Below are 22,891 nucleotides of genomic sequence, written 5' to 3'. Positions count from 1 at the left end.
CATTCCTCCAATAGATTGGTATGTATAGCAATGGACCATATGCCTATTATCTTGATGCAAAAGATAGCCAATATTTTAATCAATAAGAAGGCATCCCCTGAAGGATGCCTTTTAAGATATACATCAACGGAAGACTATTCAAATTTTAATGAGTCACCATCGAATGTTTCATCTGCTACTTTGATAGAGTCTGTTGGACAACCTTCAAAAGCGTCTTGCATATCTTCCAATAGATCCTCTGGAACTTCAGCAGTTCCCATGTTATCATCTAAAATAACGAAGGCAATGCCTTCATCATCATAATCATAAATGTCTGGCGCTGCGGCTCCACATGCGCCACAAGCGATGCATGTATCTTTATCAACTATTGTGTATTTAGCCATTTTATTCTCTCCTTTAACGATGTTCCTACAAAGCTTCATACTCATTTTAAAGATGTTTATCTTACATTTCAACTTAAATACTATTAAATTGGAGGAATTTGCGTCAATGTTTCATCAAATTTTATTGCAAATCTTTCAAAAACTCAATAAAGAGCGGACGATTTCGGCTGCCTATCATGTCCTAAGAGGGAAGCGTTCAGGCCAGACGATTCAAGATATTGGTCTTTTTCAACTGCATCAATATTTTGGCCTCTTGCCAAAACTATCTCGTACTACATTTGATGAGGCTGTAAACTTATTTATGCAGAATAGTTGGTTAAATGTGCAGGAATCTGGTCATTTTTACATGGAAACGCTAGGATTACAACGAGCACAACAAACGCCAACCTTTTTCTTTGATGGTTGGCACTATCGGGGAAATGAGCATGTGTTTTTTGCGAGGCTCTCTCTCATTGTACAAAGTTTGTCACATCAAGCCGCAGCCGTTCGTACCTTTTCACCGATTAGTAGAGATACAATGATTCAAGCGTGGGTGCGAACTTTTTTACAGGCACATCATTATAAGGAAGGTCATTTACAACAGCAATTATTGACAGAATGTAATCATGTGCTAACTATTCTCCCTGTGTCAGATGCAAGCAAACAGCTTGTTCTATATCGTTTAAGTGGTTATCAATTACCAGGATGGACGTGGCAACAACTTGCAGATGAACGGAAGGAAACTGTACTGGATAGTCAATTAGCTTTTATTGAAACCCTACATATATTATTAAATGAAGTGCATCAAAAAATAGATGATTACCCATTACTAGGGCATGTGGCAGAAGGATTAAAAGTTAAAATATTGCTAACAGATTCTGCACAACAAACCGCACAATTATATGAACAAGGTTATTCGATGGAGCAAATTGTTCAAATGAGAAAACTAAAACAAAGTACAATTGAGGATCATTTTGTGGAATTAGCTATGTATGAACCGAACTTTTCTATTGGCCCATTCGTCTCCTATGATGAAGCTCAAAAAGTGTGGCAGGCATCGAAGCAGTATCAAACAAAAAAATTGAAAATATTACATGAAGCTTTAAACGATATGAGTTATTTTCAATTAAGGCTTGTCCTTGCGAAAGGAGAAGTATAAATGGAACTTGAACAATTATTGCATAAGCATTTTGGTTATTCATCATTTCGACCAGGACAGAAAGAAGTCATTGAGGCATTACTACAAGAACAAGATGTTATTGCCTTATTACCAACAGGAATGGGAAAATCACTCTGCTACCAGCTACCAGCCTATACATTAGAGAAACCTGTACTAATTGTTTCACCATTACTGTCATTAATGCAGGATCAAGTAGAAGAGCTGAAGCGTTTTGGGGAAAAGAGGGTGGTAGCTTTAAATTCCTTTTTATCACTAACAGAGAAACGTTATGTATTACATTATTTAGAGCAATATCGTTTTATTTTTACTTCCCCAGAGATGCTGCTCCAGCAACAGGTACAAGAGAAACTGGCGCAGATGAAGCTAGGTTTAATCGTAGTAGATGAAGCGCATTGTATCTCACAATGGGGCTTTGATTTTCGACCAGATTATTTACGAATAGGTGACTGGCTATCGAGAGAAAATCGTCCGCCAATTTTGGCATTATCTGCTACGGCAACAAAGAAGGTTGTTCGAGATATACGGGAAACTTTATCTCTCAAAGCTCCCTTCGAGTTTATGTATAATGTTGACCGCCCGAATATTCATTTAGGTCGTGTAGTAGTGGAGGATAAGGCTGATAAAGCTAGATGGCTCATGCACAATATTATGGAAACAGCAGGGCCTGGTATTTTATATGTTTCCTCACGTAAACGTGCGCAACAATATAGCGAAGCCTTATTACAAGAGGGCGTTCGTGTTGCTGCATATCATGCGGGCTATGGGGTGGAGGACCGTCAATTTATTCAACAGCAATTTATAGCTGGTGAACTTGATTGGATTGTTGCAACAAACGCTTTTGGTATGGGCATTAATAAGCTTGATATACGGCAGGTCATTCATGAATCAATGCCTGCCAATATAGCGAATTATATGCAGGAGATCGGACGTGCAGGGCGGGATGGTCACTCTGCACTTGCTATATTACTATATGCTGAAGGTGATGAGGAGCTGGCTAAATTTGTTGTGACAGGCGATTTACCAACTTTACATCATGTTGACCGCTATCAGGAGCTGCTATCTCAGCAAATACAGCCCATCCAAATGCTGAAAAATGGGGAGTTAAGTGAGACAGCCTTCCGTGTGTTAGACTATTGGCTGCAACGAGAGTCTTCGGAACAAGTGAAGGTCCGATTAAATCATTTAGCACTAGAGAAATACAATGCAGTGAATGAAATGCTTCAAATCATACAGACAAAAGACTGTATTCGTGAACATTTAGTCGGGTATTTTGGGCAAAAATTGCAGAAAAAGCCGGAAAACTGTTGTGAAAATTGTGGAATCCATTATGATGTAATCAAGAAAGTACGCTTAAAAGAGAAAAAGAAAGTAGAAATGGCAACGTGGGAAAGTCGATTGCAACAATTATTAATGGGTAATTAGACTAAAACTGACGGTCATTTACTTTTTTCGTAAAATTCGTCATAATAGAGATGATAGAAAGCGTAGTAAGGTTGGGGGAAAGGCGAATGAATAAAGAAGATTATCGCGATAAAATAGAAGAGCATCGTCAATCGTTTGAAGATGAGCAAAAAGAACAGCAATCCTTATCAAGAGTTTCCAGAATGAATAAAAACGGTAATAAAAACAAAAAGCCAAAAAATTCGAAACGTAAGACACCGTTAATGACGATTCTGTTTGTTATTTTTATCTTGATACCATTAACAATTCTTATTTATTTTTGGAAATTTTATGAACCAGGAAAAACGATTGAACAAGCCGAAAAGGATACAGCTGAACAGGTTGTGGAATTAGATCCTTCAGAAGCATCTGCGTCAGATAAAGATAAGGAAAAAGATGATAAGGGTCAAGACGCTCAGGGAGATAAGAAGGCTCAAGAGCAATCTCAAAAAGATGCTGATAAATTAGCAGCGGAGCAAAAAGCTGCTGAAGAAGCGAAAAAGGCTCAAGAGGCGAAAAAGGCAGAGGAAGCAAAAAAAGCCGAAGAAGCTCGAAAAGCTGAAGAAGCAAGAATAGCTCAACAACAAGCAGAGGCAGCAAGAAAAGCAGAAGAGGCTAGAAAAGCGGAAGAAGCAAAACAAAATGCTAAAGCAACGACACATACTGTAAAAGCAAATGAGAACTTATACCGAATTGCATTAAATCACTATGGCGATGGCAGTGAAGCGACTTTAGCTAAAATTCGTGCTGCTAATGGGATGTCCTCTAATACTGTAATGGTTGGGCAAGTCATTAAGTTACCTTAATAGAATTTTTTATCGTTATATAGGTTTTCTAGTATAAAATTACAGACAAACGTTCACACCAAAACGTACGTCTGATTTAGCAAAAAGGCGATTCGTTTTTTAAGAAGAATCGCCTTTTTGCTGTCGTAAGGAGAAGTGAGAAAATGCTATATTTAGGGCTATTTCTTTTGGTAGTCATCGCCCCTCCACTTTATATGTGGAAGGTGGCACATGAAAATAATGTATTGTCTCACCAGCTTTCATTACAGGGTGAACAGGAGAAGGTACGATTATTTTTTATTTCAGATGTTCATTTACGTAAAATAAGTAAGAAAATGATTGCACAGTTACAGGGACATCATTTTGATGCAGTAATTATTGGCGGTGATTTTGCGGATAGCCGTACACCGATTGATCGTATTCATGAAAATTTATCATTATTAACGTCCCTTGGACCAACCTATTTTATTTGGGGCAATAATGACAGAGAAATTGGGGAAGAAAGACTGAAGGACATTTTACAGGCATACCATGTTCAAATTATTGTCAATGATGCCGTACAGCTTCCGCTTAAAAATAGCTTTTGGTTAAGTGCTATTGAGGATACAACTGTTAAAGAATATAGTTTTGAAAAAGCTTTTGCAAAGATAGGAGATCAGGATTTAGTTGTTTTTATCGCCCATAATCCAGAGGTTTTTGCGAAAGTTCGGGCTAAATATCGTGCGGATTTAATGATGGGGGGACATTTACATGGAGGGCAAATCAGATTCGGTCCATATGGTGTCCATCCAAATGGTTCCTATCGTCGGCGTGATGGTGTCATGACTTTAGTAAGCAATGGCTATGGGACGACATTAGTACCTTTTCGATTTGGTGCAAAGCCCCAATGTCATATAATTGACATTGATATATCGAGTAAATAAACAACCAAAACGTGTGAGAAGGCGTATAATAAAAAAGTATCGTCTATTCTATGAAATGTGAAAGCATGGAGCAGCAATTTTTGCTGTTCAAATTCGATTGGAGTGTCAAGAAATGCAGCAAGCAGATGCAATTATTGTTGGAGGAGGCCCATGCGGCTTAGCAGCAGCAATAGCTTTGCAAAATATTGGTTTACAACCTATTGTGATTGAAAAAGGAAATATCGTCAATGCCATCTATCATTACCCTACACATCAAACATTTTTTAGTACGAGTGAACGGTTAGCCATTGGTGATGTACCATTTATTATTGAAGGACGTAAGCCGAAACGCAATCAAGCCCTTGTCTACTATCGAGAGGTCGTCCGTTTAAAAAATATACAAGTTAATCGCTTCGAAAAAGTACAAAGTGTTGTAAAAAATAATGATTTGTTCACGGTTACCTCCGATAAGGAAATATATGAAACGCCCTATGTTGTCATTGCAACAGGTTATTATGATCATCCGAATTATTTAAATATCCATGGTGAGGAGTTACCTAAAGTTTTCCATTACTTTAAAGAGGGCCATGAATTTTTTGATACGGATGTTCTAGTTATAGGCGGCAAAAATTCAGCGATAGATGCCGCGTTAGAATTAAATAAAGCTGGGGCTCGTGTAACCGTAGCCTATCGTGGCAGCGAATACTCTCCAAGCATCAAGCCATGGGTATTACCCGAATTTGAAGGGGTAGTCAAAACTGGAGAAGTTGACATGCTTTTTAATACAAATGTATTGGAAATACGTGAGCACGAAGTTGTTTTAGAAGTAGAGGGTCAAGAGAAAATAGTAAAAAATGATTTCGTTTTTGCTATGACTGGCTATCATCCTGATCACTCCTTTATTAAAGCGATGGGAGTGGACATAGAGGAAGAAACGGGTCGTCCTTATGTTACGCCTGAAACGATGGAAACCAATGTTGAAGGACTATTCATTGCAGGTGTTATTGCAGCAGGAAATAATGCCAATGAAATTTTTATTGAAAATGGTCGTTTCCATGGCGAATGTATCGCTCAAACTATTGAGCAGAGAAAAAAATAACGATCGAGGCTGTATAGGCATGTAGCTTATACAGCCTTTTTAGCAAGGAGGCAGCTCAATGATTGGCTTGTATTGGCTCTTGAGTTATTTAATAGGAAACATCTTGACGGCTTATTTCGTTGGTAAGATATACGGTGTCAATTTGCAGGAAGAGCGTAGTAAAAATTTAGGCGCGCGTAATGCGGGAAGTGTGATTGGGAAAACAGCGTTTATTTTGACTCTTCTTGGCGATTCATTAAAAGGTGTACTTGTTGTCGGATTAGGACGCATGTGGCAATTGGATGAATGGGTCCTTATTGGCGGAGCTGCATGGGTGATAATTGGCCATCTATTTCCGATTTGGCTGAAATGGAATGGAGGGAAAGGTGTAGCTACTTTTATTGGTGTGGGTCTCGCCTTATCGCCAAGTCTTTTTTTATGGATGATTATTGGTACAGCACTTATATCTGCATTTACTAGAAGTCTGACACTTGGCATGGTTGGGGGCTTTGTTTTTTATATAGCCGCAATTATACAAGCAGGGAAATTAGAGCCATATGGACTTTTAATCATGGCAATCGTGTGTATGCTTATTAAGCATATGTCTAATATTCAGGAATCATTGAAAAGAGGGAAGTGAAGGAAATGTATTGGTGTAAAATTGCCAAGACAAATGAAGAATTTGAGGCGATTGCTCGATTGAATTATGAAACATTTGTAGAAGAAATTCCTCAGCATGAGGTAAATGCATCGCGAAAAAAAGTAGACCGATTTCATCAGGAGAATACCTATGTCGTTGTTTATAAGCAAACAGAATTAATTGGCATGGTGGCGTTTAGAGATCAACGACCATTTTCTATTGATGAAAAGATTGGTAAGGTCGAGCAGTATTTATCGAAGGAAAATTGTGAGAAGCTTTGTGAAATTCGTTTGCTTTCCGTGAAGAAAGGTTATCGAACGGGGCGAGTTCTATTGAAGCTTACTCAGGCCTTAACTACATTTGCCTACGAAAAAGGCTATTCTGCTGCAGTGATTTCAGGTACAACGAGAGAGGAAAAACTATATAAGCAGATGGGTTTTAAGCAGTTTGCACCAGCTGTCGGGGAAGAGGGTGCGATGTTTTTACCGATGGTGCTCACTAGACATGAATTTGAACAATCATTACAACATAGACTAACGACGGAACCCTCTACATTTTATCCTGGGCCGGTGAGGCAATTAGAGACAATTGCTCATTCAGATTTATCACATCGTTCATTACCTTTTTATGCGCTTTATGAACGAGTGCAGAAGAGGTTACTGCATTTATCGAAGTCCAATCATGTTGGTGTAATCGTAGGAACGGGAACGCTAGCAAATGAAGTAATGCTTGCACAACTAAAGGCACAGCAATTAGGAAAAGGGCTTATTCTCACAAATGGAGAATTCGGTGAACGTTTACAGAAGCAAGCCGCTCGTTGGTCATTACATTATGATGTGGTAGAAAAAGAATGGGGAACAGTATTTGATGACAAAGAACTGGCTTCACAGCTTGAGACGGGGTCTTATCAGTGGATGTTGGCAGTACATGGTGAGACTTCCACGGGAACTTGTAATAACTTAGATATTCTTAAAAAGCTTGCTAAACAATACAATGTAAAGTTATGTATAGATTGTATTAGTTCGTTCGGTGCCATGCCGTTCTCTTTACAGGACTGCTATTTAGCTACGGCTGTGAGTGGTAAGGCCATTGGTGCGTTAAGTGGGCTAGCATTTGTATTTTCGCAATCACTTGCACCCCCATCTGCCAATCTACCCGCTTATCTTGATTTAGCAAATTATCAGCAAGGTGTCATACCATTTACATTACCTGCTGTATTACTGAGCAATGTGGAGACTGCATTGCAAGCCTATCCAGCACGTTATGAGCAGCTACAGCAACGCTTTCAATCACTGCTGCAGCTACCAATCATGCAATTTCAATATCCAACTACTCAATATCCGATGTTGATAACTGTTCAATTGCCTAATAATTATGCCAACCTACTTATTGATTTAGCATTAAACGGGCTATTCGTTCATGGTGAAAGCCAGTATTTACGCCAAAAGAATTTCATTCAATTTTCTGTGATACAGCCAGATTTTGATGAAGCTTTGGCTCGACTTAGCGAGATACTGGGCTATTATGAACAGGTGATCGAGACTTTAGCGTTACAAGAAAAAGTCCTTTAAATTTAAAGGCGAGCCAGTTGTGTTAAGGCCTATTAATAATTTTAAGCGTGCCTTTTGACCATTAATACCTGTGGCGAATATGGCGCCTAAGTCTTCTAGCATTTTACCGCCGCCCATATAGCCATAAACACCTTCTGCAATTCCATTAAAGCAGCGGGAAACAAGTACAACTGGGATGTCTCGCTGTATAAGGCTTTCAATTCCCTTTACAACAGATGGCGGGACATTCCCTTGACCTAGTCCTTCTAGCACAACACCATCATATTTACATGCAAGCACGACATCCAATAAATCTTCTTCCATTCCAGCGTACACTTTTAGCATTGCAACACGCTTAGTTAAATTGTTAACATCTACATATTGTCGACGAATTGGTGCGTGATGGAATAAGATTCTGGATTTTGTAATAAGGCCAATCGGTCCATATTGTGGAGATTGGAAAGTATTTACAGAACTTGTGCTTGTTTTTGTTGTATTTACAGCAAGATGAACCTCATCATTCATCACAACAAGCACACCTTTATCACGTGCTTCTTCATCAACAGCTACTCGGACTGCCTCTACTAAATTATAAATCCCATCTGCTCCAAGTTCGTTAGATGAACGCATTGCTCCTGTTAGCACAATCGGAATGGCTAAGTTCGTAGTTAGCTCTAAGAAATAGGCGGTTTCTTCCAATGTATCCGTACCGTGGGTGATGACCACACCGTCAATTGGCTGTGCGTCAATTTGTTCCAAAATCAAGTTACGCAATAAAAGCATCTCTTTCGGTGTAATATGTGGAGAAGGAAGGTTAAAAGCTTCTATTTCGATAATGCTTGCTAGTGAAGCCAGTTTATTACTTTCCTTCATTAGAGGATTTTCCTTATTAGGCATGACCGCTCCTTCAGCACTCATCGCCATGGAGATTGTGCCGCCAGTATGAATTAATAAAATTGTTTTTTTCATAAAAAAATAAATCTCCTTTTAAAAAGTTTTTTTGTCATTACATGGTATAATAATAGCAGTCTATTGTTGAAAGGAGCCGGCATCATGATCATTTTATTATCTGCTGCCATTGCTCCCGGTCTAGCGCTTTTTAGTTATTTCTATTTGCGCAATCAGATGGCTACGGAGCCAAGAAGAACTTTACTACAAACGTTTTTATACGGCGCATTTTTAACGTTCCCAATCATGTTTTTACAGTATGTATTAACAGAGGAAGGGGTTTTTCGATATCTTTATCTTCAAGACGTACTATTTTCAAGTGTCATTGAAGAATTTTTTAAATGGTTTGTGCTATTAATTGCCATCTATAATCATATAGAATTTGATGACCCTTACGATGGTATATTGTACGGGGCAAGCATTTCACTTGGCTTTGCTACGATTGAAAATGTTCTTTATTTACTTTCATTTGGCTTAGACACGGCATTTATGCGAGCCTTATTACCAGTATCGAGTCATGCTTTGTTTGGTGTCGTAATGGGCTATTATTATGGACGGGCTAAGTTTTCGAAACTTGTTAAGACAAAAGAGATGATAGCTATGGCGCTTTGTGCACCAGTCGTACTTCACATTCTATACAATACAATATTATCATTCAAAGGTCACTGGGTTTATTTAATGATTCCTTTTATGTTGTTTTTATGGTGGTTTGGCTTGCGCAAAGTGAAGCTTGCACATTATCATCTGGTGCAGCATCTTCACATGCAAAAGAAAATATAAAGCGTAGAAATCGTCAAAGATTTCTACGCTTTATTTCATTTTTATCATGTATAAATTACTCCTTTTGTTTCAAGCTATAAAAAAAAGGAGTGATAAAAGTGCGTTTAGTAAGCATACTTTTTGCTTTGATATTAGGAATTAGTATAATTGCGATTCCTCAAAATGATGCAAATGCATTTAGCGATCAGCAAATTACTCGAGGTGCCTATGGAGATGATGTCATTGAATTGCAAGCAAGGCTACAATACTTAGGTTTTTATAAGAGTAAAATTGATGGCAAATTTGGCTACAACACATACTGGGCTTTACGTAATTTCCAAGAAAATTATGGGTTACCAGTAGACGGAATTGCAGGCGCTAAGACAAAGAAAGCGTTAACGGGCAATTCAGATTATGACGAAAAATGGGTGAAAGCTCAATTAAATGCAGGAAATCAATTTACTTATTATGGTGGGCAGCCACTTGATCAGCAAGTGAAAAAGAATACTAGTGGTGGCAGTAGCAATAGTAGTGGAAGTAGTAATAATAATGGAACACAGACACAAGTTCCTCCCAAATATACAGAGCGTGATTTACAGCTAATGGCGAATGCGGTATATGGAGAGGCAAGAGGAGAACCATATGAAGGACAAGTAGCAGTTGCTGCAGTTATTTTAAATCGTTTGGAAAGCCCAGATTTCCCGAATACTATTTCAGGTATCATTTTCCAACCGTTAGCATTTACGGCTGTTGCAGATGGGCAAATTTGGCTTGAGCCAAATGAGCGAGCGAAAGAAGCGGTTATTGATGCAATGAACGGCTGGGACCCTTCTGAAAATGCATTGTATTATTTCAATCCAAAAACTGCAACGAGCAAATGGATTTGGTCACGTCCACAAATTAAACAAATTGGAGAGCATATTTTCTGTTCATAGAAAGGAGGAACCTAGATGAAAACTTGGCTCGTGGTCTTAACGATTGCCGTTATTGGGTTAGGGGCATACAGTATTGATTTACATGGAGATAAAGAAGATTTACAACGTACCGTGCTAGCACAATATACAGATAAGTTAACGGATGCATCTGAAAAACTTTCCCATCTTCAACGCTCAGTATCACAATCCCTGTTGTTTCAAGATGAGCAGGCGATTCACAATGAACTAGATTCGGTTTGGCGTTTAAGCTCAGAAGTTCGTTCTTCAATTGCGAATATTCCAATAGGACAAGAACTATCAAGTGAATGGATGAACTATCTAGGGCGACTTGGCGATGAAGCAAAAAGGACAGCGAAAACAGGGGATTATGAAGCTTGGCGTGAAAAAATGCCCCAGGTTTCAACGAATTTACAATCTCTTTCCGATGAATGGACAGCTGCAACCGTCGATTTCTATAAGCATGATGGGAAAATGGATGTTTGGCTACAGCAAGTAGATAATAAAAATCCAAATAGCCAATTTGATACTGTAAAAGATACATTAAAGGGCTACGGCGAAAAGGATTTCCCGTTAACTTTATCTGAATCTGATTGGCAGAAAAAAATTGAGTTAAAGGCATTACAGGATGCAGTTATTACCGAAAAAGAAGCTCTAGAAAAAGTGAAATACTTATTTCCAGTCATTAAAGATGCCACATTTACAGTTACAAAAAGTAGTGATACAGCACCATATCCTTTTTATCATATCCAATTCCACCAAGGGATTCGATTAGGCTATGTTGATTTAACAGAAAAGGGTGGACATTTATTATCCTATTTAGTAGAACGTCCTGTGGATGAAGCCAAGTTATCACAAGAGGAAATCATGAAAAAAGCGCAGGAATATGTGAAGAAATTAGGCATGAAAGATGTAGCCTATGTGGAATCACGAGAAAATCATCAAGCTTGGCATGTGACATTTGCTCGTGTCCATCCTGGAGATAATGCGTTAATCTACGCTGATGGTGTTCAATTGAAAGTGGCGAAAGATACAGGTGAGCTGTTAGGTGCAAATGCAATGGAATATATTCAAGAAGAAAATATTAAAAAGCAAACAGCTAAGCCGATTGATTGGAAAACGTTCTTCCAAGACGATATCCAAGTACAAGAGGTAAAAAATATCTACACAGATAATGGACAATTTGAGCAACGTCTTTGCTATGAGGTCATTGCATTGCGTGATGGTAATACGCAGGAAACATTTAGAATTGTTATTGATGCGGAAAACCATAATGTATTAAAAGTGGAATATCTAACTTAATCAATGATGCTTCCGCTCTGTATCAACTTGACATGAAAATACTACCAATTTTTATAGCCAAAATAAGCTTCTCATGAGATAATTAAACTATATTTTTCGCACGGGGAGATGCTCATGGAAATAAAAATTGGTACACAATTACAACTTGAACCAACTTATACAGAGCGTTTGGAGAAATTCCGCTGTAAAGTTGTAGAGCAAAAAGATAATATTCTATATATTGATTATCCGGTTAATATGGCAACAAAGAAAACGGCATTTTTAATAGATGGCTCAGAATTTAGAGCAACTTTTCGTACCGAGGATAAACAATCCTTTGCCTTTAATACAGAGGTAGTTGGCCGTAAAGCAGGTAATATCCCAATGATTATGTTGCATTGTCCAACACCAGAGGAGTTTATAAAAATTCAGCGACGAGAATACGTTCGTGTGGAGACACAAGTAGACGTTGCTATTCAGTTGAAAGATTATAAATATCAGCTTGTGACTGTGGATATTAGTGCAGGAGGCCTAGCAGTCATGTTGAAAGGTCAAGTAGCTTTCACTGAGGGTGATGAAGTAAAACTAACCATCGTATTGCCATTTGCCAATGGAGATGTCAAGTATGTCATTACGGAAGCGCTGATCGTACGTATTTTTGAAAAAGAGGATAAACGCATTGCAACAATCCAACTAACAGATACAGATGATGTCGATCAACAGCATATTGTCCGTTTTTGCTTTGAACGTCAATTAGTCAATCGTCGTAAAGAAATAAACCCTTTTAATGTTTAATATCCTTTATGAATATTTTGATGAAGCCCTCTCCTAGTAGAGGGCTTTTTTGAGGTTATATGATACAATAAGAGGTGCAGAAAGTAGGGAAGAATATGAAGAAAAACATTCAAATTGCGATAGACGGGCCTGCTGGTGCTGGCAAAAGTACAATCGCGAAAATTGTTGCTGAAGCACTTGGCTTTACTTACATTGACACAGGTGCAATGTATCGAGCAGTTACGTATAAAGCGATGCAACAAAACATACATTTAGATGATGAAGCAAAATTAGCAGAGATGCTTGAAGTAAGCACAATTGAATTAAAACCATCACCTCAGGGACAGCTTGTTTTTTTAGATGGTCACAATGTGTCAGCGGAAATACGCTCTAATGAGGTCACTTCATCAGTCTCACAAGTAGCTGCCCATGCGAAGGTTCGTGAGCTATTAGTTGCTCAACAGCAAAAACTTGCAGCTAATGGCGGTGTTGTCATGGATGGCCGCGATATTGCTACACATGTCTTAAAGGATGCAGAACTAAAGATTTTCATGTCTGCAACAGTAGAGGAGCGTGCTAGACGACGCTTGATTGATAATCAAAAAAGAGGAATTGACTCCTCTCTTGAAAAACTTCAGGAAGAAATTGCGCTACGTGATAAAAAGGATAGTGAGCGTGAAGCATCGCCACTGATTCAAGCTGAAGATGCGATTTTTTTAGATACAACAGCATTGTCCATTGATGATGCAGCACAAGCTATTTTAAAATTAGCAGAAGAAAAAATGCTATAAATCCTAAAATTTCAGACATTTTTAGAATTTAAAGGATTTATTTTTGTCTTTGTCTTCAATATCGAATAAAATAGTAAGGGAAGATGCGAAGGAGGGTTACATATGTCTGAAGAAATGAACTATGCAGAACAAACGTTTAACGAGGGTGATATCGTCAAAGGCATTGCCGCGCAAGTTGATGAAAAGGCAGTATCTGTATCAATTCCAGGTGCTCCGTTTGATGGTATTGTACCGATTAGTGAATTATCTAGCTTACACATTGAGAAAGCGTCTGATGTCATCTCAGTTGGAGATGAATTAGAATTGATGATTACAAAGGTTGAAGAAGAAAACTTTGTCCTATCAAAACGTAAAGTGGATGCTCTAAAAGCATGGGATACACTGGAGCAGCAATTTGCCGCTGAGGAAATCTTTGAAGCGGAAGTAAAGGATATTGTTAAAGGTGGTCTTGTCGTAGATTTAGGTGTACGTGGCTTTGTACCAGCATCGCTTGTAGAGGACTATTTTGTTGATGATTTTGAAGGCTATAAAGGGCAAACATTAAGCTTTAAAATTGTTGAGCTTGATAAGGATAAGAATCGCCTTATTTTATCTCACCGAGCAGTGGTTGAAGTAGAGAAAGCTTCGCAAAAGAAAAATGTGATTAATCAAATAAAAGCTGGCGATGTATTGGATGGTAAAGTACAGCGTCTCGCGTCATTTGGTGCATTTATCGACCTAGGTGGTATTGATGGTCTTGTACACATCTCGCAAGTATCACATGAGCATGTGAGTGATGTGAGTGAGGTTTTAGCTGAAGGACAAGATGTAAAAGTAAAAGTTCTATCAGTGGACCCAGAAAATGAACGTATTTCTTTATCTATTAAGGAAACAATTCCTGGACCATGGTCTAATATTGAAGAACGTGCCGCTAAAGGCACTATTTTAGACGGTAGAGTGAAGCGACTTACTTCATTTGGCGCATTTGTGGAAGTATTCCCAGGCGTTGAAGGTTTAGTGCATATATCGCAAATTGCGCATAAGCACATTAACACGCCTCATGAAGCACTAAAAGAGGGACAAGAAGTACAGGTAAAGGTTCTTGATGTCAACGCTGACGAAGGCCGTCTAGCCCTTAGTATTAAAGAATTACTAGAAAATCCTGAAGCAGAAGAAGTAATCGACTATGAATTACCTGAAGAGAATACAGGCTTCTCATTCGGTGATGTGATTGGCGATAAACTAAAAAACTTTAAATAATGTATAAAGCGAGGATGCTTAAATGTATCCTCGCTATTTTTATGGTTGATAGGATTTTGAAAGTGAAGGATAGCGATTGAGGAGTGGATAAAATCTTTGAATTGAAGGATACAACTTTAAAAGTAGCGGATAAGATTTCAGAAGTGAAGGATAGCAAATAAGAAGAGGATAAAATCTTTGAATTGAAGGATAAAACTCTAAAAGTAGCGGATAAGATTCTCAAAATAAAGGATAGCAATTAAAAAGGCGATAAAACCTAAATAACTCGGATAGTTTGCTTAAAAAAATGAGGTAACACCTTTTATCACCATACATAGCGTTCTACATTATGGATATGATATGATATAATGGCATTTTTCGTGTATAATAGCGAAAGACAAGAAGTTGGAAGGATGAAGTACAGATGACGAAACCAGTAGTAGCCATCGTAGGTCGTCCGAACGTAGGTAAGTCGACGATTTTTAATCGTATCGTTGGAGAACGTGTTTCGATTGTGGAGGATATCCCAGGCGTAACACGTGACCGTATTTATAGTTCGGCAGAGTGGTTAACACACGATTTTAATATTATTGATACAGGTGGCATTGAAATTGGAGACGAGCCGTTTTTAGAACAAATTCGTCAACAAGCTGAAATCGCTATTGATGAAGCAGACGTTATTATTTTCATGACAAATGGTCGTGAAGGGGTAACGGCAGCAGATGAGCAAGTTGCTAAAATTCTATACAAAACAAAAAAACCAGTCGTATTAGCGGTCAATAAAATTGATAATCCTGATATGCGTGAAATGATTTATGATTTTTATGCACTTGGCTTCGGTGAACCTTGGCCTATTTCAGGTTCCCACGGTTTAGGTTTAGGGGATTTATTGGACGAATGTGCGAAACATTTCCCGAAAGAAGATGAAGAACAATACGGTGATGATGTCATTAAATTCTCTTTAATTGGTCGCCCGAATGTTGGGAAATCCTCTTTAGTGAATGCTTTCCTAGGGCAGGAACGTGTTATTGTTAGTAATATTGCAGGGACAACACGTGATGCGATTGATACGCCTTATGCATATGATGGACAGGAATATGTCATTATTGATACGGCGGGTATGCGTAAAAAAGGAAAGATCTATGAAACAACCGAGAAATATTCTGTGTTACGTGCGCTACGTGCTATTGAACGCTCAGACGTTGTTTTAGTAGTGCTGAATGCAGAAGAAGGTATTCAGGAGCAAGATAAAAAAATCGCTGGCTATGCACATGAGGCTGGAAAAGCTGTGATCATTGTTGTGAATAAATGGGATGCCATTGAAAAAGATGAAAAAACAATGAATGTCTTTACACAGCAAATTCGTGAGCATTTCCTATTTTTAGATTATGCCCCAATTATTTTTGTATCGGCGAATACAAAACAGCGTGTGCATCAAATTTTACCGATTATCCAACGTGTCAGCGAGAATCATGCGATGCGTATTCAGTCCTCTATTTTAAATGAAGTGATTGAGGACTCAGTGGCTCGTAATCCAGCACCGACAGATAAAGGTCGTCGTTTACGTATTTACTATGCTACTCAGGTAGCGATTAAGCCACCAACATTCGTTGTTTTTGTGAATGAACCTGAGCTTATGCATTTTTCATACGAACGCTTCTTAGAAAATCGCATCCGCGAAACATTTGACTTTGAAGGGACGCCAATTCGTTTAATTACACGTGCGCGTGCTTAAGGCAATAGCTATAGACATACAATACGCCAACCCGACATTATTGTTGGGTGGCGTCTTTTTACAAGAAAGAACTTACTTAATAGACAACCCAACAAAGGGAGGATTTTGTTATGGAAAAAGTTTGTGTGTTAGGGGCAGGCTCATGGGGTACTGCACTGGCAATGGTACTAGCGGAAAATGGACATGATACGCTTGTATGGACACATAGAGCTGAGCAGGCAGAAGAAATCAATCAACTGCATACGAATAAAAAATATTTACCAGAAACCATTCTACCTGTAAATTTACATGCGACGAGTGATATGGCGCAGGTAGCTACTCATGCAGAAACCATTGTTGTGGCTGTTCCAACCAAAGCGATTCGTGAAGTATGTGAGAAACTAACGGCTGAATTAACAAAAAAAGTGTTGTTTGTCCATGTTTCGAAAGGAATTGAGCCTGACTCATTAAAACGAATATCTGAGATTTTAGCAGAAAGCTTACCAGCAATGTATGTGGAAGAAATTGTTGTTCTTTCTGGGCCAAGTCATGCAGAAGAAGTGGTACTGCATCATCCTACAACGGTTACTGCAGCTTGTGCTAATATTGATGCTGCTGAAAAGGTACAGGATTTATTTATGAATCAGTTCTTCCGCGTCTATACAAATGAAGATATCATTGGTGTAGAAATAGGAGGAGCGTTGAAAAATGTTATCGCTTTAGCGGCAGGTATTACTGATGGCTTAAATTATGGAGACAATGCAAAAGCGGCACTTATTACGCGAGGTCTTGCAGAAATTTCACGGTTAGGTGTAAAAATGGGTGGTAATCCATTTACGTTCTCAGGGCTTACAGGTATGGGGGACTTAATTGTAACCTGTACAAGTGTCCACTCGCGAAACTGGCGTGCAGGTAATATGCTAGGGCAAGGTATGAAGCTACAAGAAGTGCTGGATCAGATGGGCATGGTCGTAGAAGGTGTCCGTACCACGAAGGCAGCCTATCAATTAGCAGAGAAATATGATGTCGCCATGCCGATTTCCACAGAGCTCTATAGTGTGCTATTTAATGATGTTGAACCGAAAGTGGCAGTAGATGCCTTAATGATGCGTATGAAAAAACGAGAAATAGACGATATGAAGCATTAATATTAATTTTTTGATTAGACTTGTCATTAAATGGACATAAATAAGGTGTCTCAACGAATCTGTTGAGACGCCTTATTGTGTGCCACTAGTTGAATAGAAATACATGCTAAAAGAGTTGTCCATTTCTTGATAGTTATGGGACAACTATTTCTTTTTAGCAAAAGCACATAGTATAATATACTTTGATTGTGTCTTGACATTCAAAGAAAGGTGGTTTTTTGAAATGGGCCCGTTAGCTCATATGCCTGCGCTTGATGTAATGTGGGTGTCGTTTTATTGCATCGCATTTATGATTATATCAGTCGGCTTAATTTATTTAGCGCGAAATAAGATTTCAAATGTATTTTTACGAACAGTCGTAAATTTATGTGCATACATACTGTTTGGACTTGGCACATTTTTAATGGTACTTGTAGTTGCCACTTGGCCAGCATAAATAATAATGAGGTGTCAGTAACATGAAAAAACTAAGTGCTTTGCTGTTGGTATTTGCAACCGCCATACTGTTAGTAGGATGTGCGTACCCAGAAGAAGAAAAAAGGGCTAAGGTCACGCCTGATGTCGATCAACTAGCGGCAGTTCAACGTGCTGTGGATGAATACCGTGAAGCAACAGGTGGACTAGTACCAATTAAAAATAGCGAGCTAGATACGGATATCTATATCAAATATTTAATCGATTTTGAAAAACTTATGCCGAAGTATTTGACGACAATTCCTGGAAATGCCTATGAAAAAGGTGGTATATATCAATATATCATTTGGGACCCTGAAAATGAGGCATCGGTCAAATTAGTAGATTTAAACGCGGCAGAGCGTATACGTGAAATAGGTATTCGTAAACTATCTACACAGTATTTACCAATAAAAGGGTCAATTTCAGATAATGTTTATCAGATCAACTATAAAGATTTGGGTTATAAAACAGAGGTAACTGTAAAAAGTCCCTATTCTGGCGTCGAGTTACCGCTTTTCATGACTGGTGATGGTGAATTACATGTAGACTATGCTGTGGATTTAGGCCAGCTTTTAAAAGAGGATAAGCCGAATGTAAAGCCAGGTGATGATATTCGCCAACTGCTTGTCGACAAATTTCCAGTGGTGCCTGCCTATTCTATTCCATATACAGTGGACGAGAATGGAGAGCCTATCTATGATATGAAAACGTATAATGCGGATGTCAAAAAAGCGAAAGAATTACAAAAACAAGAGGCAGAAGCCGCCGAGAAAAAAGAGAAATAGCAAACAAGCTCCTTACATTTGTGAGGGGCTTTTTCATATTTGTCTACAGGCTCGCATATAGTGAAAAAGCGTAGATAAAGGAGGCAGAAACCTTGAGTGAAGCAGTATTTAGAGAAATTGCAGAGCGCACAAATGGCGATGTTTATATTGGTGTTGTCGGTCCAGTACGTGTAGGTAAATCAACATTTGTAAAAAAGGTAATGGAATCAGTCGTGTTACCAAACATTGTGGATGAAACGGAAAGAATGCGAGCACAAGATGAGTTGCCACAAAGTTCTCCGGGGCCAGTCATTATGACTGCTGAGCCGAAGTTTGTGCCTGCCCAAGCAACCCGTATTGTGGTCGGTGAAGATGAAATGCCATTCCAAATTCGATTAGCAGATTGTGTTGGTTATATTATCGATGGGACAAAAGGCTATGAGGATGAAAATGGACCAAAATTTGTTCATACGCCTTGGCATACGGAGCCAATTCCATTTCAGGAAGCCGCTAAAATTGGCACAGATAAGGTGATTCGCGATCATGCGAATATTGGTATTGTCGTAACGACTGATGGTACAGTGAACGGAATCAGTCGACGAGCAGCAGAGAAGGCAGAAGAGGAAATTGTAGAGCAATTAAAAGACATCGGCAAACCATTTGTCATCTTACTCAATTGCCAAATGCCTGCGAGAGAAGAAACGGTTCAGCTTCGCAATGAATTGTTTGAACGTTACAATGTCCCTGTTATTGCGATGTCCATTGATCAAATGAGAGAAACGGATATTCAATATATTTTACAAGAGGCGTTATTTGAATTCCCAATTCGTACCATTGAGGTGGAAAAACCAGACTGGCTGGATGTATTAGATGCTACACATCCATTAAATGTTGCATTGATTGATTCGATGGAGGAAGTCCTTTCTTCTGTTATGAAAATTCGAGATGTGCAACAGGCGTCAGATGCCTTTAAAGCCATTGACTTTATTGACCAAAGTGAAGTTGTTCATGTAGATGCAGGTGTAGGAACAGCTGTAATTCGGGTATCCCTACAGGGTGAATTGTATAAATCAGTTTGTAATGAATGGCTAGAAGAACCAATTGAAACGAAAAAAGATTGGTTACTCTTTATCAAAGAGGCGGCAGAGGCAAAAGAGGCCCAAAAACGATTTAAAAGTGCTATTCACGATGCTGATACGACAGGCTATGGCGTGACATTGCCAATGATGCAGGAATTTGAGCCAACAGCCCCAGAGCTCATTAAACAGAATAATTTCTTCGGCGTACGAATGAAGGCAAAAGCGCCATCCTATCATATTATCCGAGTTGATATGGAGTCAGAATTTGCACCGTTAATTGGCTCAGAGTTCCATAGTCAGCAACTTCTAAAAGATTTAAATCATGCTTATTTACATGATCGTGATGCCTTATGGAATACACAATTATTTGGCACACCATTGCATGAAGTATTAAAAGAGGGAATTCGTTATAAAATGGATGCAGTTCCATCTACTGCCAAAAAACGTATGCGTCAGACGATTGAGCGTATGGTTAACGAAGGAGATCGTGGTTTAGTAACATTTATTTTATAGTGATAAAATTCAGAAAAAATGCAAAAAATATACGCAGGGCTTTTCGTTTTTATGCGAAAAGTCCTTTTATTTTTGTTTTTTGGGTGAAAAACTGATTTTTTGGTTATAATCATGTATGAATACAGTTGCGTAGCGGTTTTCTATGTGTTACTCTTTTTACAGAATTGGTTCATGACCCTTTGAGAGGAGGTGAATGGTGTGAATAAAACAGAATTAGTAAACTCTGTTGCTGAAGCTGCAGGTCTTTCTAAAAAAGACGCTTCTAAAGCAGTTGAAGCTGTATTTGATACAATTCAAGATGCTCTTGCAAAGGGTGACAAAGTACAATTAATTGGTTTTGGTAACTTTGAAGTACGTGAACGTGCGGCTCGTAAAGGTCGTAACCCACAAACTGGTAAAGAAATCGAAATCGCTGCTAGCAAGGTGCCTGCTTTCAAACCAGGTAAAGCGCTTAAAGACGCGGTAAAATAATACACGTCTAGTAGTTACATAGAGCAGTCTTCATGTTAACGAACATGAAGGCTGCTCTTTTTAACTTCAAATTTGAATTTTACATAATAATATACAGTGATTTTCTTATCTAGAAGCGAATTTCTGATGAATCAGGTAAGTCATTTTGCGCTTACCTTTTGGATGTGCTACGATGCATAGGGAAATGTGTAATGTTTTGATATGCAGGAGGGTTTTTTGATGTCGAATATTGATTTATTAAAAATAGAAAAAGCGGTAAAAATGATTTTAGAAGCGGTAGGTGAAGATGTAAATCGTGAAGGTTTATTGGATACGCCGAAGCGTGTAGCAAAAATGTATGCCGAAATGTTCAGCGGCTTGCATGAGGATGCTAAAGATTATTTTAAAACGGTATTTCATGAGGATCATGAAGAACTAGTGCTTGTCAAAGATATACCTTTTTATTCGATGTGTGAGCATCATCTAGTACCTTTCTATGGCAAAGCACATGTTGCATACATACCAAATGACGGCGTTGTTGCTGGGCTGAGTAAGTTAGGACGTGCAGTGGAGACGATTGCCCGCAGACCACAACTGCAAGAGCGTATTACCTCTTCAGTAGCAGACACAATAATGGAGATGCTTTCGCCAAAAGGTGTCTATGTTGTGATCGAGGCTGAGCATATGTGTATGACAATGCGTGGATTAAAAAAACCTGGTTCTAAAACGGTGACATCTGTTGCACGCGGTATTTATGAGGAAGATGAAGTGAAACGTAGAGAAGTACTATCATTTATTCAAATGTCTTAAATTGCGTGTCTAATTATGTTATGATGAACTAAGAATTTGTCGGATTTAAGGAGTGTACAAAGATGTCACAAGATTATATTGTTATTCAAGCAGAAGAAGATGGTGTACATGTCATTGGATTAACACGTGGAACTGATACGAAATTCCATCATTCAGAGAAATTAGATGCCGGCGAAGTAATGATTGCTCAATTTACAGAACACACGTCTGCCATGAAAATACGCGGTAAAGCGCAAATTCATACAGCACATGGCGTGATCAATAGCGAAGCGAAAAAATAAGAAATTTTGTTTCTGACGATAGGTTTTAATGCTGTTCAACGTTCTACAGCACATATAAAAACACTAGATGTGAAAAACTTAGTATAAGGTCTATGGGCAGTTAGCATTCCAACATTCAATTATGGGAGAGCTTTACTGCCTGTGCTATGAAGAAAGCAAATTTTTTTTATTCCGCATCGTTGCGTATGCTATAATGACTCAGTAAGCAAGCGTTTGGCCTTGTAAAGGGCTAACGTATCTGAAAGTGAAATGGAGTAAGGTCTATGAATGCAACATACATTCAAAATTCAATTGCACAGTTAAAAACAGAGATTTTCATGGATGTTCGTCATAGAACTTTGCAAAAATACACAGGTGTACCTGTGCTAGATGAAAATCAACTGTTTTATTTGTTAATCCCGTTTTTGAATGGTGAAGAGTGGCAACAAGAGCAACAAGAGGCTGCAATTACTGTTGGCATAGTGTACGCAGCATTAGCGGCTCACGATCATATAAAAGAATTAGACGCAACATCAAAAGAACAGCAGCTTACCGTATTAGCTGGGGATTTTTATAGTGGTCGTTATTATGAAATATTAGCAATGTCAGGGAATGTTGCATTAATTCGAAACTTGTCACAAGGTATTGTGGCACGATGTGAAAACCAAATTAAGGTTTATGAAAATAAACAACGAACAATGGAACAGTGGTATACATCGATGAGTACGATAGAATCTGGGTTAATTGCTCAATTTTTTGATCTTTATTCTTTCAGTGAATATATACCACTTATAGAAAAAAGCTTATTAATCTTGCGTTTAGAAAAAGAATGGACAGCTTATCAACGTGGGCAAATGTCTTTAATGGGTAAGGCACTAGAAGAAAGTGTCAGACGTAATGGCGCAACCTTTAATAGCGTCATCCAAGGGAAAATTGTGCATTTAAAAACAGAGCTATCACAGATCATTAATCAGGCATCCTTTTTACAAAGTGATATCAAACAAGCTTTACATGCACATGTAGAGGCATCCATTGCTTCTACTAACGGATAAGAGAG

General features: G+C 38.5%; 24 protein-coding genes. 22 read left to right on the top strand and 2 right to left on the bottom strand.

Annotation, left to right across the window (positions count from 1 at the left end; genetic code table 11):
* Positions 1–134 precede the first annotated feature (134 nt).
* Complete coding sequence (locus tag AAJG31_RS06630) at positions 135–383, bottom strand: ferredoxin (RefSeq protein WP_004232564.1); 249 nt, start codon at positions 381–383, stop codon at positions 135–137.
* Between the two features lie 106 nt (positions 384–489).
* Here AAJG31_RS06630 and AAJG31_RS06625 point away from each other — a divergent pair, with 106 nt between their 5' ends.
* From AAJG31_RS06625 to AAJG31_RS06595, 7 genes are all read left to right on the top strand, one after another.
* Positions 490–1,521, top strand: coding sequence for a helix-turn-helix domain-containing protein (locus AAJG31_RS06625; RefSeq protein WP_048389783.1), 1,032 nt, complete (start codon positions 490–492; stop codon positions 1,519–1,521).
* Entirely contained in the window at positions 1,522–2,964 is a 1,443-nt protein-coding gene (locus tag AAJG31_RS06620; RefSeq protein WP_279494432.1) for an ATP-dependent DNA helicase, read from the top strand.
* 86 nt (positions 2,965–3,050) lie between these two features.
* A complete protein-coding gene (locus AAJG31_RS06615; RefSeq protein ID WP_054550700.1) occupies positions 3,051–3,788 on the top strand; it encodes a LysM peptidoglycan-binding domain-containing protein in 738 nt (245 codons plus the stop codon).
* A 143-nt stretch (positions 3,789–3,931) separates the two neighbouring features.
* Positions 3,932–4,690 (top strand): metallophosphoesterase, encoded by a 759-nt coding sequence (locus AAJG31_RS06610; protein WP_103117713.1) that lies wholly within the window; start codon positions 3,932–3,934, stop codon positions 4,688–4,690.
* 112 nt (positions 4,691–4,802) lie between these two features.
* Positions 4,803–5,768, top strand: a complete 966-nt coding sequence (locus tag AAJG31_RS06605) for a YpdA family putative bacillithiol disulfide reductase (protein WP_279494437.1) — start codon at positions 4,803–4,805, stop codon at positions 5,766–5,768.
* Positions 5,769–5,826: 58 nt separating this feature from the next.
* Positions 5,827–6,387 carry a glycerol-3-phosphate acyltransferase gene (locus AAJG31_RS06600; RefSeq protein ID WP_112117657.1) on the top strand — a complete coding sequence of 187 codons (561 nt, stop codon included), beginning with the start codon at positions 5,827–5,829 and terminating at the stop codon, positions 6,385–6,387.
* Between the two features lie 5 nt (positions 6,388–6,392).
* Positions 6,393–7,958, top strand: coding sequence for an aminotransferase class V-fold PLP-dependent enzyme (locus tag AAJG31_RS06595; RefSeq protein ID WP_103119058.1), 1,566 nt, complete (start codon positions 6,393–6,395; stop codon positions 7,956–7,958).
* On the opposite strand, the gene AAJG31_RS06590 is transcribed toward AAJG31_RS06595, so the two are convergent.
* On the bottom strand, positions 7,938–8,906 hold the full coding sequence (locus tag AAJG31_RS06590; protein WP_066037611.1) for an asparaginase: 969 nt from the start codon (positions 8,904–8,906) through the stop codon (positions 7,938–7,940). The genes AAJG31_RS06595 and AAJG31_RS06590 overlap by 21 nt on opposite strands.
* Positions 8,907–8,990: 84 nt before the next feature.
* On the opposite strand from AAJG31_RS06590, the gene prsW reads away from it, so the two are divergent.
* From prsW to AAJG31_RS06515, 15 genes are all read left to right on the top strand, one after another.
* A complete protein-coding gene (prsW, locus tag AAJG31_RS06585; protein WP_004232588.1) occupies positions 8,991–9,665 on the top strand; it encodes a glutamic-type intramembrane protease PrsW in 675 nt (224 codons plus the stop codon).
* 98 nt (positions 9,666–9,763) lie between these two features.
* Positions 9,764–10,579, top strand: a complete 816-nt coding sequence (gene sleB, locus AAJG31_RS06580; protein WP_279494445.1) for a spore cortex-lytic enzyme — start codon at positions 9,764–9,766, stop codon at positions 10,577–10,579.
* A gap of 15 nt (positions 10,580–10,594) precedes the next feature.
* Positions 10,595–11,878, top strand: coding sequence for a PepSY1/2 domain-containing protein (locus AAJG31_RS06575; RefSeq protein WP_048389800.1), 1,284 nt, complete (start codon positions 10,595–10,597; stop codon positions 11,876–11,878).
* A gap of 114 nt (positions 11,879–11,992) precedes the next feature.
* Positions 11,993–12,652 carry a flagellar brake domain-containing protein gene (locus tag AAJG31_RS06570; RefSeq protein WP_279494449.1) on the top strand — a complete coding sequence of 220 codons (660 nt, stop codon included), beginning with the start codon at positions 11,993–11,995 and terminating at the stop codon, positions 12,650–12,652.
* Positions 12,653–12,747: 95 nt separating this feature from the next.
* Complete coding sequence (gene cmk, locus AAJG31_RS06565) at positions 12,748–13,422, top strand: (d)CMP kinase (protein ID WP_004232599.1); 675 nt, start codon at positions 12,748–12,750, stop codon at positions 13,420–13,422.
* A 102-nt stretch (positions 13,423–13,524) separates the two neighbouring features.
* Positions 13,525–14,661: a 30S ribosomal protein S1 gene (gene rpsA, locus AAJG31_RS06560; protein WP_279494451.1), complete on the top strand. Its 1,137-nt coding sequence runs from the start codon at positions 13,525–13,527 to the stop codon at positions 14,659–14,661.
* Between the two features lie 403 nt (positions 14,662–15,064).
* Positions 15,065–16,375, top strand: coding sequence for a ribosome biogenesis GTPase Der (gene der, locus AAJG31_RS06555; protein ID WP_112117660.1), 1,311 nt, complete (start codon positions 15,065–15,067; stop codon positions 16,373–16,375).
* A gap of 110 nt (positions 16,376–16,485) precedes the next feature.
* On the top strand, positions 16,486–17,502 hold the full coding sequence (locus AAJG31_RS06550; RefSeq protein ID WP_016993349.1) for an NAD(P)H-dependent glycerol-3-phosphate dehydrogenase: 1,017 nt from the start codon (positions 16,486–16,488) through the stop codon (positions 17,500–17,502).
* A gap of 223 nt (positions 17,503–17,725) precedes the next feature.
* Positions 17,726–17,938, top strand: coding sequence for a DUF2768 domain-containing protein (locus AAJG31_RS06545; protein WP_004232605.1), 213 nt, complete (start codon positions 17,726–17,728; stop codon positions 17,936–17,938).
* Between the two features lie 22 nt (positions 17,939–17,960).
* Positions 17,961–18,743: a hypothetical protein gene (locus AAJG31_RS06540; protein WP_054550706.1), complete on the top strand. Its 783-nt coding sequence runs from the start codon at positions 17,961–17,963 to the stop codon at positions 18,741–18,743.
* A gap of 92 nt (positions 18,744–18,835) precedes the next feature.
* A complete protein-coding gene (gene spoIVA, locus AAJG31_RS06535) occupies positions 18,836–20,314 on the top strand; it encodes a stage IV sporulation protein A (RefSeq protein ID WP_048389809.1) in 1,479 nt (492 codons plus the stop codon).
* 198 nt (positions 20,315–20,512) lie between these two features.
* A complete protein-coding gene (locus AAJG31_RS06530; protein ID WP_004232618.1) occupies positions 20,513–20,785 on the top strand; it encodes an HU family DNA-binding protein in 273 nt (90 codons plus the stop codon).
* Between the two features lie 219 nt (positions 20,786–21,004).
* Positions 21,005–21,574, top strand: a complete 570-nt coding sequence (folE, locus tag AAJG31_RS06525; protein ID WP_066037616.1) for a GTP cyclohydrolase I FolE — start codon at positions 21,005–21,007, stop codon at positions 21,572–21,574.
* Positions 21,575–21,636: 62 nt separating this feature from the next.
* Positions 21,637–21,855, top strand: a complete 219-nt coding sequence (gene mtrB, locus AAJG31_RS06520; protein WP_004232621.1) for a trp RNA-binding attenuation protein MtrB — start codon at positions 21,637–21,639, stop codon at positions 21,853–21,855.
* A 263-nt stretch (positions 21,856–22,118) separates the two neighbouring features.
* Positions 22,119–22,886, top strand: a complete 768-nt coding sequence (locus AAJG31_RS06515) for a heptaprenyl diphosphate synthase component 1 (RefSeq protein WP_048389813.1) — start codon at positions 22,119–22,121, stop codon at positions 22,884–22,886.
* Positions 22,887–22,891 lie beyond the last annotated feature (5 nt).

The organism is Lysinibacillus sp. BS3, from assembly GCF_039614735.1.
Classification (GTDB): domain Bacteria; phylum Bacillota; class Bacilli; order Bacillales_A; family Planococcaceae; genus Lysinibacillus; species Lysinibacillus capsici.
Note: the sequence above shows the minus strand (reverse complement) of the source record. Positions and strands in the feature narration are given on the sequence as shown.